The sequence below is a fragment of the Mycolicibacter sinensis genome (assembly GCF_001673565.1).
GTDB classification, from domain to species: Bacteria; Actinomycetota; Actinomycetes; order Mycobacteriales; family Mycobacteriaceae; genus Mycobacterium; species Mycobacterium sinense_C.
Genome location: NZ_LZMF01000105.1, coordinates 1 through 13,171, shown reverse-complemented (window position 1 = coordinate 13,171; position 13,171 = coordinate 1). Strand labels below are relative to the sequence as shown.

The following is a 13,171-nucleotide window of genomic DNA, read 5'->3' as shown; positions in this document are numbered from 1 at the left end:
ACGAGATTTTTGGTCTACCGGCCGGCGCCTGGCTCCGGCGGCGAAGGAGACGTGGCAGTGGACTCGAAGCCGTTCAACCCGTCCATCGACTGGTCGCAGGCACTGCCCGATTCGCTGCTCTGGATCGCGATGGCCTGGGCCATCAGCGCCGTCTGCGTGGTGGCGGTGGCGGCGCTGCTGCGGGTGAGCACCCGCTGGGGACGACAATTCTGGCAGATCACCGGCGCCTACTTCACCGGACGCGACAGCGTCCGGGTCTGGCTGATGCTGGGCGTGCTGCTGCTGTCGGTGATCACCGCGGTGCGGCTCAACGTGCTGTTCAGCTTCCAGGGCAACGACATGTACTCCTCGCTGCAGACCGCGTTCCAGGGCGCCGCCGGCGGCGACGACGCGATCCGAGATTCCGGCGTGCACGGGTTCTGGATGTCGATCGGCATCTTCAGCCTGATGGCGGTGCTGCACGTGGCGCGGGTGATGCTCGACATCTATTTGACCCAGCACTTCATGGTGAACTGGCGGATCTGGCTCACCGAGCGGCTCACCGGCGACTGGCTCGACGGGCGGGCCTACTACCGCGCCCACTTCATCAAGATGCCGCAGGACCCCATCATCGGCGACGCCGTCGAAGGTGCGATCGACAACCCGGATCAGCGCATCCAGCAGGACATCGACATCTTCACCGCGGGCAACGGCGCCAATCCCAATGCGCCGGCCAACAGCTCCGCCAGCACCCTGCTGTTCGGCGCCGTCCAGTCGATGGTGACGGTGGTCTCGTTCACCGCGATCCTGTGGAACCTGTCCGGGACGCTGACGGTGCTGGGAGTCGACATCCCCCGGGCGATGTTCCTGATCGTCCTGGTCTACGTCACGATCGCCACCGTCGTCGCCTTCTGGATCGGCCGGCCGCTGATCCGGCTGAGCTTCCGCAACGAGCTGACCAACGCGGCGTTCCGGTACGCGCTGGTGCGGGTGCGCGATGCCGCCGAATCCGTCGCGTTCTACCGGGGCGAGCTCGCCGAGCGGATCCAGCTGCGCAAGCGTTTCGGCGCGATCATCGACAACTACCTGAAGTTCGTGAACCGGACCATCGGCTTCGCCGGCTGGAACCTGTCGGTGAGCCAGGCGATCGTGCCGTTGCCCTGGGTGATCCAGGCGCCGCGGCTGTTCTCCGGGCAGATCATGTTCGGCGGGGTGGCGCAGACCGCGACGGCCTTCGGCAACATCTCCGACTCACTGTCGTTCTTCCGCAACGCCTACGACAACTTCGCCGGCTACCGTGCCTCGATCATCCGTCTGCACGGGCTGGTCGAGGTCGACCGCGAGGCTCGCGAGCTGCCCGAACTGCTGGTCAAGCCCAGCCCGGACGGCACCGTGGCGATCGAGGGCGTCGAGGTGCGCACGCCGGCCGGCGATCCGCTCATCGAGGCGCTCGACCTGCACCTGGACATCGGCGACGCGGTGATGATCGCCGGGCCGTCGGGCAGCGGCAAGACCACGCTGCTGCGCAGCCTGGCGCAGCTGTGGCCCTACGCCTCGGGCACCCTGCGGCGCCCGGATGCGGCCAACGCGACGATGTTCATCTCCCAGCTGCCCTATATCCCGCTGGGTGATCTGCGGGCGGTGGTGGCCTATCCGCTGGCTGCCGGTGAGGTGTCCGACGGCGAGATCGCCGAGGCACTGGCCAAGGTGGCGTTGCCGAATCTGGTCGACCGGCTCGACGACGTCGAGGACTGGGCCAAGGTGCTCTCCCCCGGCGAGCAGCAGCGGGTGGCCTTCGCCCGTCTGCTGTTGACCCGGCCCAAGGCCGCCTTCCTCGACGAGTCGACATCGGCGCTCGACGAAGGACTCGAGCTGACGCTGTACCGCCTGCTGCGCAGCGAACTTCCCGACACCATTCTGGTCAGCGTGAGCCACCGCCACACCGTCAAACAGCACCACAAGCACGTGCTGGAGCTGCTCGGGCAGGGCCGCTGGGAACTCAGTCCCGTTTAGCTTGCCGCCGCGTGCACGCCGGCGCGGCGGCCGAAGAACGAACCCTCCCCCAGCTGGGTGCCGCTGGCGTAGCCCTTACCGTCCTGGGCGATATTGGCCGCACAGGCACCGGCGGCGTAGAGCCCCGGTACCGGACTGTCGTCCTCGCGCAGCACTTGGCCGTCCACCGATGTGGCCAGCCCCCCGATGGTGAAGCCGGCATACATCGCCTTGCCCAGCGACAGGTCGAACGCGCCCCACGGCCCGGTGTCCTGTGGAGCGAGGAACGGCGGCTGCTTGTGAAAGTCCGGGTCTTCCCCGCGGGCCGCATACGTGTTGTAGCGGTCCAGCGTCGCCACCAGGTTCCCCTTCGGAATGCCCAGTGCCGCTTCCATTTCCGTCACCGACTCCCAGCCGTCGATCAACGGCACCAGCGGCACCCGCGGTTTGCGCAGGTGTGTTTCGTCGACGATCAGGAACGCCGCGCAGTCGGGCTGGTCCATCACGAACCCCGACGTGCGTGAGTGGTACGAGTCCTCGGCGACGAACCGTTTGCCTTGCGAGTTGACGATGATCCCGGTCAGCAGGATCGACGGCGGGTAGACCGGCGCGGTGATGAACACCTGGTCCATGTGCTTGGTGGCGCCGCCCACCGACTCCCCCAGTCGGATGCCCAGTCCGTCGTCGTAGGTGTTGCCCAGCACGAACGGTTTCTCCGCCAGCTTGGGTGTGTACCTGGCGACCATGTCGGGGTTCATCACGAATCCCCCGGCCGCGATCACCACCGATTTCGCTTTGATCGCACCGCTTTCGGCGTAGCGCTTCCAGGTGACGCCGGTGACGCCTCCCGAGGCGTCGGTTTCATGCGGCGCTCCCAGCTTCGGCTCTCCTCCGTCGAGCCTCGCTGAACCGCCGGTGACCAGGCCGGTCGCAGCGGTCTCGTAACGGATCTGCACGCCAAGGTTTTCGGCGCGCTTGAGCAGCAGGTCGATCACCATCTTGGCGCCCTGGGTGTCGCCGGGTACCGGCACCTTGTGCCCGCGCGGTGCCGGGACAGCCTGGTTCAGATACGGCCACACCTTCTCGTTGCCGGTGTACATCAGCCCCTCGGTGTTGGGCTGAATCACCGCCTTCTCCGGGTAGTAGCTGCGTTCGAACTGAAAACCCAAGTCCTCCAGCCAGTTGAAGTGCTCCACGCTGCCGTCGCAGTACGCCCGGATCTTGTCGTGCTCGGGCTCGCGCGAGACCGCGACAAGGTACTTGTACATCTCATCCGGTGAGTCCGCGTGCCCGGTGGCCTGTTGCACCGCGGTGCCGCCACCGAGGTAGAAGTGCCCGCCGGCCATGGCCGTGGTGCCGCCGGCCTCGGCGGCGCGCTCCAGCACCAGCACCCGCGCCCCGGCCGCCGCCGCGCTGACCGCCGCGCAACCGCCCCCGATGCCGAAACCGATCACCACCACGTCGACCTCGTCGGACCAAGACGTCACCGTGTCGGCACTGGTGGTCTCCGGTATCTCGGTACTCATTGGCGGCTCCTTCTTGTCCAGCGGCGGGGCTCACCGCTGCTGTTGTTTGATGTAGTCGAAGACGGATCGGATCTCCGGCGGAATGTGCGCGATCTCCACGAACGGGACGCCCGCGTCGGGCGCCGAGACGTAGGCGAAGCGCATACCGCCGGGCATCACGCCCTGCGAGACGATCTCGGCGCCGTCGGCGGCCGCGTCGTCGAGCATCGCGGCGAAGCCGTCGGCGTCATCGGCCTCCACACAGATGTGGTGCAGTCCGGGCCCGCTGTCGGCGAGAAAGTCCTGATAGATGCTGCGCCCGCTCACCGGTGCGATCAGCTCGAGCTGCATGTCGCCGAGATAGCTCAGCGCGATGTCGGCGACGAAATCCGCCGGCTCACCGCGGTAGCTGCACGTGTCCGGCGCGAAGTGCACCCCGGCCATGCGGACCCATTTGCGCACCCCCAACAGCGCGCTCAACATCGATTCGGTGGCGGCCAGATCGTTGGTGACCCAAGCGATCTGGACGGGCGTCCGCGGCGGCGAGATCATGTCTGAGGGGATGCTACTCCGACGTCCTCGCGGACCTGCTGGGAGATCGCCGACCACGACACGGCGGCGGGGTATTCCCCCCACACGCTGTTGAACAGGCCGACGATCCGGGCCAGGCCGGGCCCGCGGATCACATACACCGGGCCGCCGGAATCGCCCTGTTGACTGCGAACACCGCCCCCCATGGTGAACCAGCCGTTGTTGACCCGCTGGACGGTCCCGCAGGTCTCTCCGGTGACGATGCCGAAGTGGCAGACCGGCTCGCCGGGGGCCACACCGTCGTCCGGGCCGGTCTCGAGGCGCAGACCGCCGGGAAGGATGTCATTGGAGTCGACACCGTCGGCCAGCACGATGGCCTCGTAGTCGGCGATCACCTGGTCGGTGTTGACGGTCGCACCGTTGGGCGTGTTGTCGCGGAAGGTCGCCAATGTCCCGATGACATTGCCGGCCCGGTCGGTGACGGGGCCGCTGCCCCGGCAGTGACCGGCGGTGAAGGCGACGCGCATGACCGGGTCGACATAACCGAGCGTGCAGACATGGGTGTCCTGGTGGATCTCCATCCCCGGGAACACCAGCACCGGATCGGCTCGCGCGGTGCCGATCGCCGGAATCGCGGTCGCCACCCCGACCGCACCGCACACCGCCAGCACCCGCACCATGCGCCCGCGCACCGTCGACTCCGATCGTTGAGGGCCGGTTCGAGTCCGGCCGGTGTTCGACCGCCGTGATCACCGCCGCGGCGCGGCGGCCCGGCCCGGTGTGGGCTCCGAGCCGACGCGCCGGCGGTCAGCGGCGATCAGGGGATCGTCAGCTCCTGGCCGGGGTGGATCAGGTCCGGATTGGCGATACCGCTGGCCTCAGCGATCTGCGGGTACTTGTTGCCGTCGCCGTAGAACCGCTCGGCGATGGCCCACAGGGTGTCACCGGCGACAACGGTGTAGGTGCGCGCAGCGGGCGCTTCCGGCGCTGCGGGAGCAGCGGGCGCCTCAGGGGCCGCTTCGGGCTTGGGGGTTTCGGCCTTGGGCTCCTCCGGCGGCGGAGCGTCGGTCTCGGTCTTGGTGGACCAGGCCGCACCGTCGGCGGCATAGAGCACCAGGTTGCGGTCGTCCTGGAGCACCAGCTTGACGTCCTTCTTGCCCTTGGTATCGGTGTGCCAGATCGGTTTGTCCGCGGTGTACAGCACGAAGTTGCCGTCCGGTTGCACCTCGGCGCGCACCACGTCGTTGCCGTTGGTGCCGGAAGCCCAGACCGCCTTGCCCCGCGACGCCAGCACCAGGTTGCCGTCGTCCTGCAATGTCAGTGTGTATGCCCCGTTTTTGGAGGTCAGCGACTCGCCCTTGACGAGCTTCTTTCCTGCGGTGAGCGTGTCTCCCAAGCTCTGCGCCACGTTGTCCCCTTCTCATCGGCACACCGCGGCGCAAGGCGCCGGGCGGTGTCGCTGCGATACGACGTCGCAAGCCTATGCGAACAGCGGTCGGTGCGCTCCATCATTGCGGCAGTGCCGCCGATGGGGCCGCCCTCGTCGCCGACGGCACCGGGCGCCAGCCCGGTGGCCCGAAAACGTATCCGAGCCGGTCACGCCACCGGCTAGCGCCGCGCAGATCGGCGATGATCGAGGCGTATTCGTGGATCTGCAGCGTCACGATGTTGAAGGTGTCGACCTGCTTGGTCAGCCCGTAGCGCGGACGAAACCGCTCGGGTGCGAAGGTGCCGAACAGCCGGTCCCAGATGATGAGGATGCCGCCATAGTTGCGGTCCAGGTACTCCGGGTCCATTCCGTGGTGCACGCGGTGGTGCGATGGGGTGTTGAAGACGAACTCGATGGGTCGCGGCAGCTTGTCGATCCGCTCGGTGTGCACCCAGAACTGGTAGATCAGGTTGACCGAGAACGCGGCGAACACCATCCACGGCGGAATTCCCAAGAGCGGCAACGGGATCCACATCAGGATCTCGCCGCTGTTGTTCCACTTCTGTCGCAGCGCGGTGGCCAGGTTGTAGTACTGACTGGAATGGTGCGCCTGGTGAGTGGCCCAGATCAGCCGGATCCGGTGCGCCATCCGGTGATAGGTGTAGTAGAGCAGGTCCACGCCCAGGATCGCGATCACCCAGGTGTACCACTGCTTCGGCGAGAGATGCCAGGGCGCCAGATAGGTGTAGATCGCCGCATAGCCGAACAGCGCGAGCAACTTCCAGCCGGCGGTGGTGGCCACCGACACCAGTCCCATCGAGATACTGGTCCAGGCATCCCTGGCCCGGTAGGACCCGCGTTCGAGGTCTTTCAGCTTGCGGGCGGCAGTCCATTCCAGGGTCAGCAGCAGCAGAAAGAACGGGATGGCGAACAGCACCGGGTCGCGCATCGGCGCGGGCAACACCGACCACACACCAGCGATCCAATCCACCGTGCTCACCTCCGCCTCGATGCCAGCCTAGAGCGCCGTGCCGGTGCTTATTCCGGCGACAGCGACGCCGGGTCCTCGGAGTGCCAGTGCACCGCGTAGACGCCCGGCTGCAGCGACAATTCGCCGACCAGGCGCTCGAGGCGGTCCGGCGCCCTGCTGTCCGAGAGCATGGACGCGGTGAGCGCGATGTTGTCCTCGGCGTCCTTGCCGGTGTGGATCCCGCGCAGCACCAGGTCGTTGCCGGCGGTGTGCTGCACGATCTGGGCGCGCAGGTACTTCTCGGACTTGGGCCGGCAGATCACCTGCACCTGATAGGGCGACTGCGGTTCGTCCTCCTCGATGTGCTGATCGCGGTCGATGAGCCGGCCCAGCGGTCGCAGCAACAGGTGGGTGCCGACGATCGCGCCGGTGCCGATCACTGCGAACAGCAGGTTCCCGGCCGCCGCCAGCACTCCGACGGCGGCCGAGCACCACAGCGTGGCCGCGGTGTTCAAGCCGCGGACATTGAACCCCTCCCGCAGGATCACTCCGCCGCCGAGGAACCCCACCCCGGACACCACATAGGACGCGACCCGGGTGGAGCTGGTGTCCCCGGCGGTGACGCCGTACAGCACGAACAGCGTTGCACCGGCGGCCACCAGCGCGTTGGTGCGCAACCCCGCCATCCTGGCCCGCCATTGGCGTTCCAGCCCGATCAGGGCGCCGCAGCCCAAGCCGACGGCCAGTCGCAGCGTGAACTCGGCGACGCTCAGCGTCTGCATGAGCTAAACCCTGTCACAGGCCCTAGCCGGCGACTACCGGCCGACCCATCACGGTGGGCTTGAAGCCGTACCGCGGAGCGGCGAAACCGTAGTTGCGGCCCTGCCCGGCGCCGGCCAACGGCACGCCCGGCATACCGGCCGCGCCGGCCTCCGGCGCGTGCGCGGCAACCGTCCAACCGGTGGCGGCCACGGCGCTGCCCGGGGCGGCGGTAGCCGGGATGGACGCCGCCCACGACGGCGGCACCGACAGCGCGCCGACCGTGGACGCGTGGCCCATGGTCGCCGAGGCGGTGCCCAGGCCGCCCAGCCCGGCACCCAGGCCGTGCATTCCGGTGCCGAGTCCGCCGAACCCGCCGAACATGGGCGTGAACGGGTCGATGGCGCCCAAGCCCAGCGGGTCACCCGCGGCGATGGCAGCACCGCGTACCACCGCCATGTCGGCGGCGAAGTTGGAGATCCCGGCCGCACCCATCGGGGAAAACGAGCTGCTCATCAGGTTGGTCAGCGCGTTGCCCAAGTCGCCCGCACTGATGCCTTCGCCTCCGGTGACCGGCGGCGTGGGCGGCTGCACCGGCGCGGCAAGGGACTGCAGCGTCTGCGGCGTGTTCGTAATCGCCTGGGACAGTGTGGATTGCGCATTCGACGACGCCGCGTTACCGGCGGCCTGGGCGACCGCGGCCTGCTGTGCGCCCTGCGACGACGGGTCGGCGACCTCGCGCGGCGAGCTGAACGGTGTCACCTTGGTGGCCGCCGCCGACGCGGCCGCGTAGCCGTACATCGCGGCGGCGTCCTGGGCCCACATCTGGCCGTAGTGGGCCTCGGTGGCCGCGATCGCCGCGGCGTTCTGGCCCAGAAAGTTGGTGGCCACCAACGTCGCGAGCTGGCTGCGGTTCGCCACGATGAGCGGCGGCGGAACCGTCATCGCGTAGGCCGCATCGAATGCCGCGGCTGCCGCCTTGGCCTGTGCCGCAGCCTGTTCCGCCTGAATGGTGGTGGTGCCCATCCAGGCCGCGTAGGGCGCCGCCGCGGCAGCCATCGCGTTGGAAGCCGGGCCCATCCAACCCTCGCTGACGAGTCCGTTGATGACCGACTGGTAGGCGGCCTCGGCCGCGGCGAGCTCGGCGGCCATCTTGTCCCAGGCCCCCGCGGCGGCCATCATCGGCCCCGAGCCGGGGCCGGTGTAGATACGAGCTGAGTTGATTTCCGGCGGGAATGCTCCGAAGTCCATGGCATTGCTCCTTTTTGATCGGTGGTTTTTGTCCAGATCGCTGGGCGGTCTTGGCGGGTGTGCAGGCACGGTCGATGTCCCGATGGCGGGCAGCCGGTCATGGCGACATGCCGGAGCTGGGCACGTCGGGAGAATCGCTGCTCGGCGGAAAGACCGAGCTGTCAAGCGATTTCAGGACATGGCGAAGCCTGGCGCACTCCGCGAACGGAAGGCACGCCAGTCGACGAATTCAGCGCCGGTGCGAATCAGAGGGTGAAAGTGGTACCGAGAGCGAAGGAGACGACCATCGATCTCGGATAGGAACTATCACTCGGACTCAATGTCGCTCTCACCTCCTCTCGGCCAGGGCACGCGCGGGTGCCTGCACGTATGCACACAGAGGTGAATGCGCCCGGCCAGACAGCCGGACTCCGCACCCCTCTCGTCAGAGCTTCGGCACTGCACGGCGTGTCCTGACCTGCGCAAACAATGCAGGTCCGGAAGCCACTTGGGCTCAACCCTTAATCCGGGAGGAGCTGTCCTGACCCGGGGCGTCTTTCGACGTTCGGGGTCAGTGGCCTGTATCCGTGCAGACGCCTCACCTAACGAGGTGCTTGCCTCACCATAGTGCACCAGGTCGCTGGCAGGGTCAATCGGCCACGGCGCGTCGTCGATCACTTCACGGCCACCGGTCCGCGCCGGCACCGAAAACGCTTGTCGTCGAAGCGGAATTAGCGCCCCCGTCAACCCGGTTGTCGATCCGGCCCGGTGGCGTTCTGGCCGTCGCGGTTGACGTGTACGGCGTGCACCCCGGGTTGTTCGGCCAGTTCCTCGAGCAGGCTGTCGAGGCGGCTGGGGTCGACATGCCAGTGCTGCACCTCGGTGGTGCCGGCCAGCTCGGTGACCAGGCGTTCCAGCCGGCTCTGCGCATGGCCGTTCATCGCCGCGGCGGGACGACTCCGCGGTGCGGCGCCGGTGAGCGCCTGTCCGGCCAGACTCGCCATCGCCAGGTCACCGAACACCCCGGTGGGGATTGCGGCGGCCGGCGCCGCCGCCGACGCGGCAGCCGGCAAGGCGGTGGCCGCCAGCTTGGCCACCGGCGCGGTCGTCACCCAGTTCGGCGGGACACTGAGTCTGCCGATCGTGCCCGCGCTGCCCGCTCCGGCCGAAACCGATGCGGAGCGCAGCGGTGCGGATGCTTCGGCGGCCAGCATCGTTGCGCCGGAACCGAACCCGGCCCGGCCGCCGGTGGCCGCGGCGATGTCGAGGTCGATCGTGAGATTGCGGGAGTACTGGATCAGGCCGTACAGCACCGTCTTGATCGCGTCGTTGAACGGCACAATGCTCTTCGGCAGGATCTCGAAGTAGGAGACCAGCTGCGACAGGGTCGGTGCGGCCGGTGGCGCCGCTTGCGCGGAAGCGAGCCCGTTCAGCGCCTGCGGTAGCGCGGCGATCAACTGCGACAGCTGAGTGTGTCCGCTGCCGGCGGTGGCCGCGGCCACCGCCGCCGCCTGCCCGCTCACGCCGGAGGGGTCGGTGGTGGCCGGCGGTTCGGTGAACGGGGCCAGCGCGGCCGCCGCCGCCGACTGCGCCGCGTAGCCATACATCGCGAGCGCATCCTGCACCCATAGCTGGGCGTATTCGGCGTCCAGCGTCGCGATCGCCGCGCTGTTCTGTCCGAGCACGTTCGTCGCGACGAGCGTCGCCTGCGCGCTGCGGTTCGCCGCGATCACCGGCGGCGGCGCAACGGCCGCATAGGCCTGATCGAAAGCGGCTGCGGCCGCGGTGGCTCGAGCGGCGGTCTGCTCGGCCTGTGCCGCGGTCGCGTGCAGCCAGGTCACGTACGGCGTGACGGCGGCGGCCATCGCCTCCGAGGCCGGTCCGAGCCACGCCTGGTCGCTCAGGGCCGCCAGCACCGACTGGTAGGTCTCCGCGGTCGAACCGGTTTCGGCGGCCAGGCGGCCCCACGCCGTCGCCGCGGCCACCATCGGCCCCGATCCCGGTCCGGCATACAGTCGCCCGGAATTGACTTCCGGTGGCAGTGCTGCGAAATCCATGGCGATCACTCCCGGCCCGGCGGGGGGCCGGTGTCCGGTTCGCCGGTATCGAAGTAGATCTCGTGCACACCGGGCTGCCCGGACACCTCACTCAGCAGGGTTTTGAGCTCGCCCGGCTCGACATGCCAGTGTCGTACCTCGCTGATTCCGGTGAGCCGGCCGGCGATTCGCTCGTCGTGCGCGTCCGGCCGGTCGCCACGTTTGCGCCGGCCGGCCCGCCCGGCGGCCACACCGGCCAGACCGGCCTCAGCCATGCCCGCGCCGCGGCCTGCGGGTGCGGCCGCGGCGGCCGCCGATGCGGTGGGCGCCGCGATTGCGGTGCTGGTGGCCTCGGGCACCGCGTCGGTCCAGGACGGCGGGACCGCAAGCTTGCCGACCACGCCCGCGTTCCCGGTGCGCGCGGCCACCATCGGCCGGGCACCTCCGGCCGGAGCCGCCGCTTCAGCGCTGCCCGATACCTGTGCACCGGAACCGAACCCGGCCCTGCCGCCGGTCGCCTGGGAGACGTCGAGGTCGGTGTTGAGATTGCGCGCATACTGCCCCATGCCGTAGAGCACCGATATGTTGGAGTCGTTGGCGGGCAGGATCGTTCGCGCCAACGTCTCGATGTAGGAGGCGGCCTGCGACACCGGGTCGGTGCTCTGCGCCGAGGCCAGCGCTCCGAGCGGAGTGGCCGGGGCACCTCCGGAGCCGGAGAGCCCGTGCAATGCCTTCGGTATGGCGTTCAGCAGCTGGGTCAGCTGGTCGCCGGTACCAGCGCCGTGTCCGGCCGATCCCTTGGTCACCGGGGGCGGCGCGGTGAACGGCTGCACCGCCGACGCGGCCGCCGAGCGCGCCGCGTAGCCGTACATCGCCATCGCGTCCTGTAACCACATGTGGTTGTACTCGGCCTCGGTCGCTGCGATCGCTGGCGTGTTCTGCCCGACCACGTTGCCGGCAACCAGGCTCGCCAGCAGGCTGCGGTTGGCGGCGATCGCCGCGGGCGCCACCATCGCGGCGAACGCCTGCTCGAAATCGCTGACCGCCAGCATCATTCGGCTCGCGGTGTGCTCTGCCGCCGTTGCGGTGGCGCCCAGCCAGTTCGCATAGGGCGTCGCGGCGGCCGCCATGGACTGCGACGCCGGCCCGAACCAGCTCTGCCCGGTGAGCTCGGCGATCACCGTCTGATAGGCCGAGGCCACCGCGTTGAGTTCGCCGGCCAGTCCCCGCCAGGCGCCGGCCGCGGCCAGCATCGAACCGGTGCCGGGGCCGGCATACATGCGCGCGGAGTTCAGCTCCGGGGGCAGGGCTCCGAAGTCCATGCCGAGCACGGCTCAGTCCTCCGCCGACGGTGGGATGACGATGATGGTCGCCTTGCTCGGCTTATTGGGCTTGCTCGCCGCCGCCAGGCCGGTCGCCCCGCCCACGTCGCGACCGGCGGCTCCCCCGCTGACCGCCATGGCGCGTCCGGCCAGGCTCCCCAGAGCCAGGTCGCCGGCCAGTCCACTTTCACCCTCCGCGGCAACCGCCACAACGGCTTGCGGCCCAGCCTCGGGGAAGACCGCGGCGACGGCCTTCGCGGTGGAGGTCTGGGCGATCCAGCCTTGTGGCACCGACAACCGCCCGATCGAACCGCCGTTGCCCAGTCCCGCCGATACCACCGGCGCGCCGGCCAATCGGCTTCCGGCCAGCGCTCCGGCGGGAAGCGCCTTCGGTTCTTCGAGCCAGGGTTTGGGCCCCATCGCCCGGTTCACCGCGGAGACCACGTTCGCGCCGTTCATCGGCAACAGCACGCACTGGATCGCCAACAGATAAGGGATACCGCCGATCCCGAACAGCGAGATCGGCGAGAGTGGTCCCGCCAGGAAGTCAAGGATCGACGTCGGCTCCGCCTGGGCCGCCCCCGATACCGCCATGTTCTGCAGCGCCTGCGGCACCGTCGAGATCAGTTGGGTCAACGACGACTGCGCCTGGGCACCGACGCCGGCCCCCGCCTGGGTGGCTGCCGCGGTCTGGGCTTGCAGACCGGCAGGGTTGGTGGTCTGCGGCGGCGTGGCGAACGGGGACAGCGCGGTGGCACTGGCCGACGCACCCGCGTAGCCGTACATGGCGCCGGCATCCTGCGCCCACATCTGGGTGTATTCCAGTTCGGTGGCAGCGATCGCCGCGGTGTTCTGGCCCAGGATATTGGTGGCGATCAGTGCCAGCAGCAGGCTGCGGTTCGCGGCGATCACCGGTGGCGGCACCGTCGCCGCGAACGCCGACTCGTAGGCGGCGGCGGCAGCCCGGGCCTGAGCGGCGGACTGCTGGGCTTGCGCGGCGGTGCTGCTCATCCACCCGGCGTAGGGCTGTGCGGCCGCCGACATCGTCGCCGCCGTCGGACCGGACCAGACTTGGGCGAGGCTGGTGACCACCGAGTGGTACGACGACGCGGTCGAATTCAACTCGGCGGCAAGGGCGTCCCAGGCGGCGGCGGCCGCCAGCAGCGGTCCCGCACCGGGACCGGAATACATTCGCCCCGAGTTGATCTCCGGCGGCAACGCTCCAAAATCCATGCCCTCCACCTCTGATCGATTGGCCGCCGCGTAAAACTCCGATCAGCCGGTGACGGTGCAGTGCCCCGGTGGGCTCGGGTCGGTCAGGCCCAGCTGGAGCCCACCGAGGCGTCGGTGTTGGCCATGTTGTTGCCGGCGGTCTGCACCTTCTGACCGTGGGCATTGGCCTGCTCGTAGATGACCGC

General features: G+C 69.0%; 11 protein-coding genes, 1 pseudogene and 1 riboswitch. Of the genes and pseudogenes, 1 reads left to right on the top strand and 11 read right to left on the bottom strand.

Annotated elements, in window-relative coordinates; genetic code table 11:
- The first annotated feature begins 57 nt into the window (after positions 1 to 57).
- A complete protein-coding gene (locus A5648_RS15605; RefSeq protein WP_065025419.1) occupies positions 58 to 1,992 on the top strand; it encodes an ABC transporter ATP-binding protein/permease in 1,935 nt (644 codons plus the stop codon).
- On the opposite strand, the gene A5648_RS15600 is transcribed toward A5648_RS15605, so the two are convergent.
- The 11 genes and pseudogenes from A5648_RS15600 to A5648_RS15550 form a co-directional block, all read right to left on the bottom strand.
- The gene (locus A5648_RS15600; RefSeq protein ID WP_065025418.1) at positions 1,989 to 3,497 is read right to left on the bottom strand and encodes an FAD-binding protein; all 1,509 of its coding nucleotides are present in this window, start codon (positions 3,495 to 3,497) and stop codon (positions 1,989 to 1,991) included. The genes A5648_RS15605 and A5648_RS15600 overlap by 4 nt on opposite strands.
- 30 nt (positions 3,498 to 3,527) lie before the next feature.
- Positions 3,528 to 4,028 (bottom strand): VOC family protein, encoded by a 501-nt coding sequence (locus A5648_RS15595; protein WP_065025417.1) that lies wholly within the window; start codon positions 4,026 to 4,028, stop codon positions 3,528 to 3,530.
- A complete protein-coding gene (locus tag A5648_RS15590; protein WP_065025416.1) occupies positions 4,025 to 4,687 on the bottom strand; it encodes a hypothetical protein in 663 nt (220 codons plus the stop codon). The genes A5648_RS15595 and A5648_RS15590 overlap by 4 nt, the downstream gene beginning before the upstream one ends.
- A 137-nt stretch (positions 4,688 to 4,824) precedes the next feature.
- A complete protein-coding gene (locus tag A5648_RS15585; RefSeq protein WP_109401112.1) occupies positions 4,825 to 5,403 on the bottom strand; it encodes a LysM peptidoglycan-binding domain-containing protein in 579 nt (192 codons plus the stop codon).
- Positions 5,404 to 5,515: 112 nt separating this feature from the next.
- Entirely contained in the window at positions 5,516 to 6,427 is a 912-nt protein-coding gene (locus A5648_RS15580) for a sterol desaturase family protein (protein ID WP_165607356.1), read from the bottom strand.
- A 47-nt stretch (positions 6,428 to 6,474) separates the two neighbouring features.
- Entirely contained in the window at positions 6,475 to 7,188 is a 714-nt protein-coding gene (locus A5648_RS15575; protein WP_065025415.1) for an MgtC/SapB family protein, read from the bottom strand.
- A 22-nt stretch (positions 7,189 to 7,210) separates the two neighbouring features.
- On the bottom strand, positions 7,211 to 8,416 hold the full coding sequence (locus A5648_RS15570) for a PPE family protein (RefSeq protein ID WP_065025414.1): 1,206 nt from the start codon (positions 8,414 to 8,416) through the stop codon (positions 7,211 to 7,213).
- A gap of 409 nt (positions 8,417 to 8,825) precedes the next feature.
- A riboswitch (M-box (ykoK) riboswitch) is annotated at positions 8,826 to 9,012 on the bottom strand.
- Between the two features lie 126 nt (positions 9,013 to 9,138).
- Positions 9,139 to 10,452, bottom strand: coding sequence for a PPE family protein (locus A5648_RS15565; RefSeq protein WP_065025442.1), 1,314 nt, complete (start codon positions 10,450 to 10,452; stop codon positions 9,139 to 9,141).
- Positions 10,453 to 10,457: 5 nt separating this feature from the next.
- A complete protein-coding gene (locus A5648_RS15560; RefSeq protein WP_065025441.1) occupies positions 10,458 to 11,753 on the bottom strand; it encodes a PPE family protein in 1,296 nt (431 codons plus the stop codon).
- 12 nt (positions 11,754 to 11,765) lie between these two features.
- Complete coding sequence (locus A5648_RS15555; RefSeq protein ID WP_065025413.1) at positions 11,766 to 12,986, bottom strand: PPE family protein; 1,221 nt, start codon at positions 12,984 to 12,986, stop codon at positions 11,766 to 11,768.
- Positions 12,987 to 13,069: 83 nt separating this feature from the next.
- Positions 13,070 to 13,171: pseudogene (locus tag A5648_RS15550) on the bottom strand (type VII secretion protein EsxI); the annotation flags it as partial.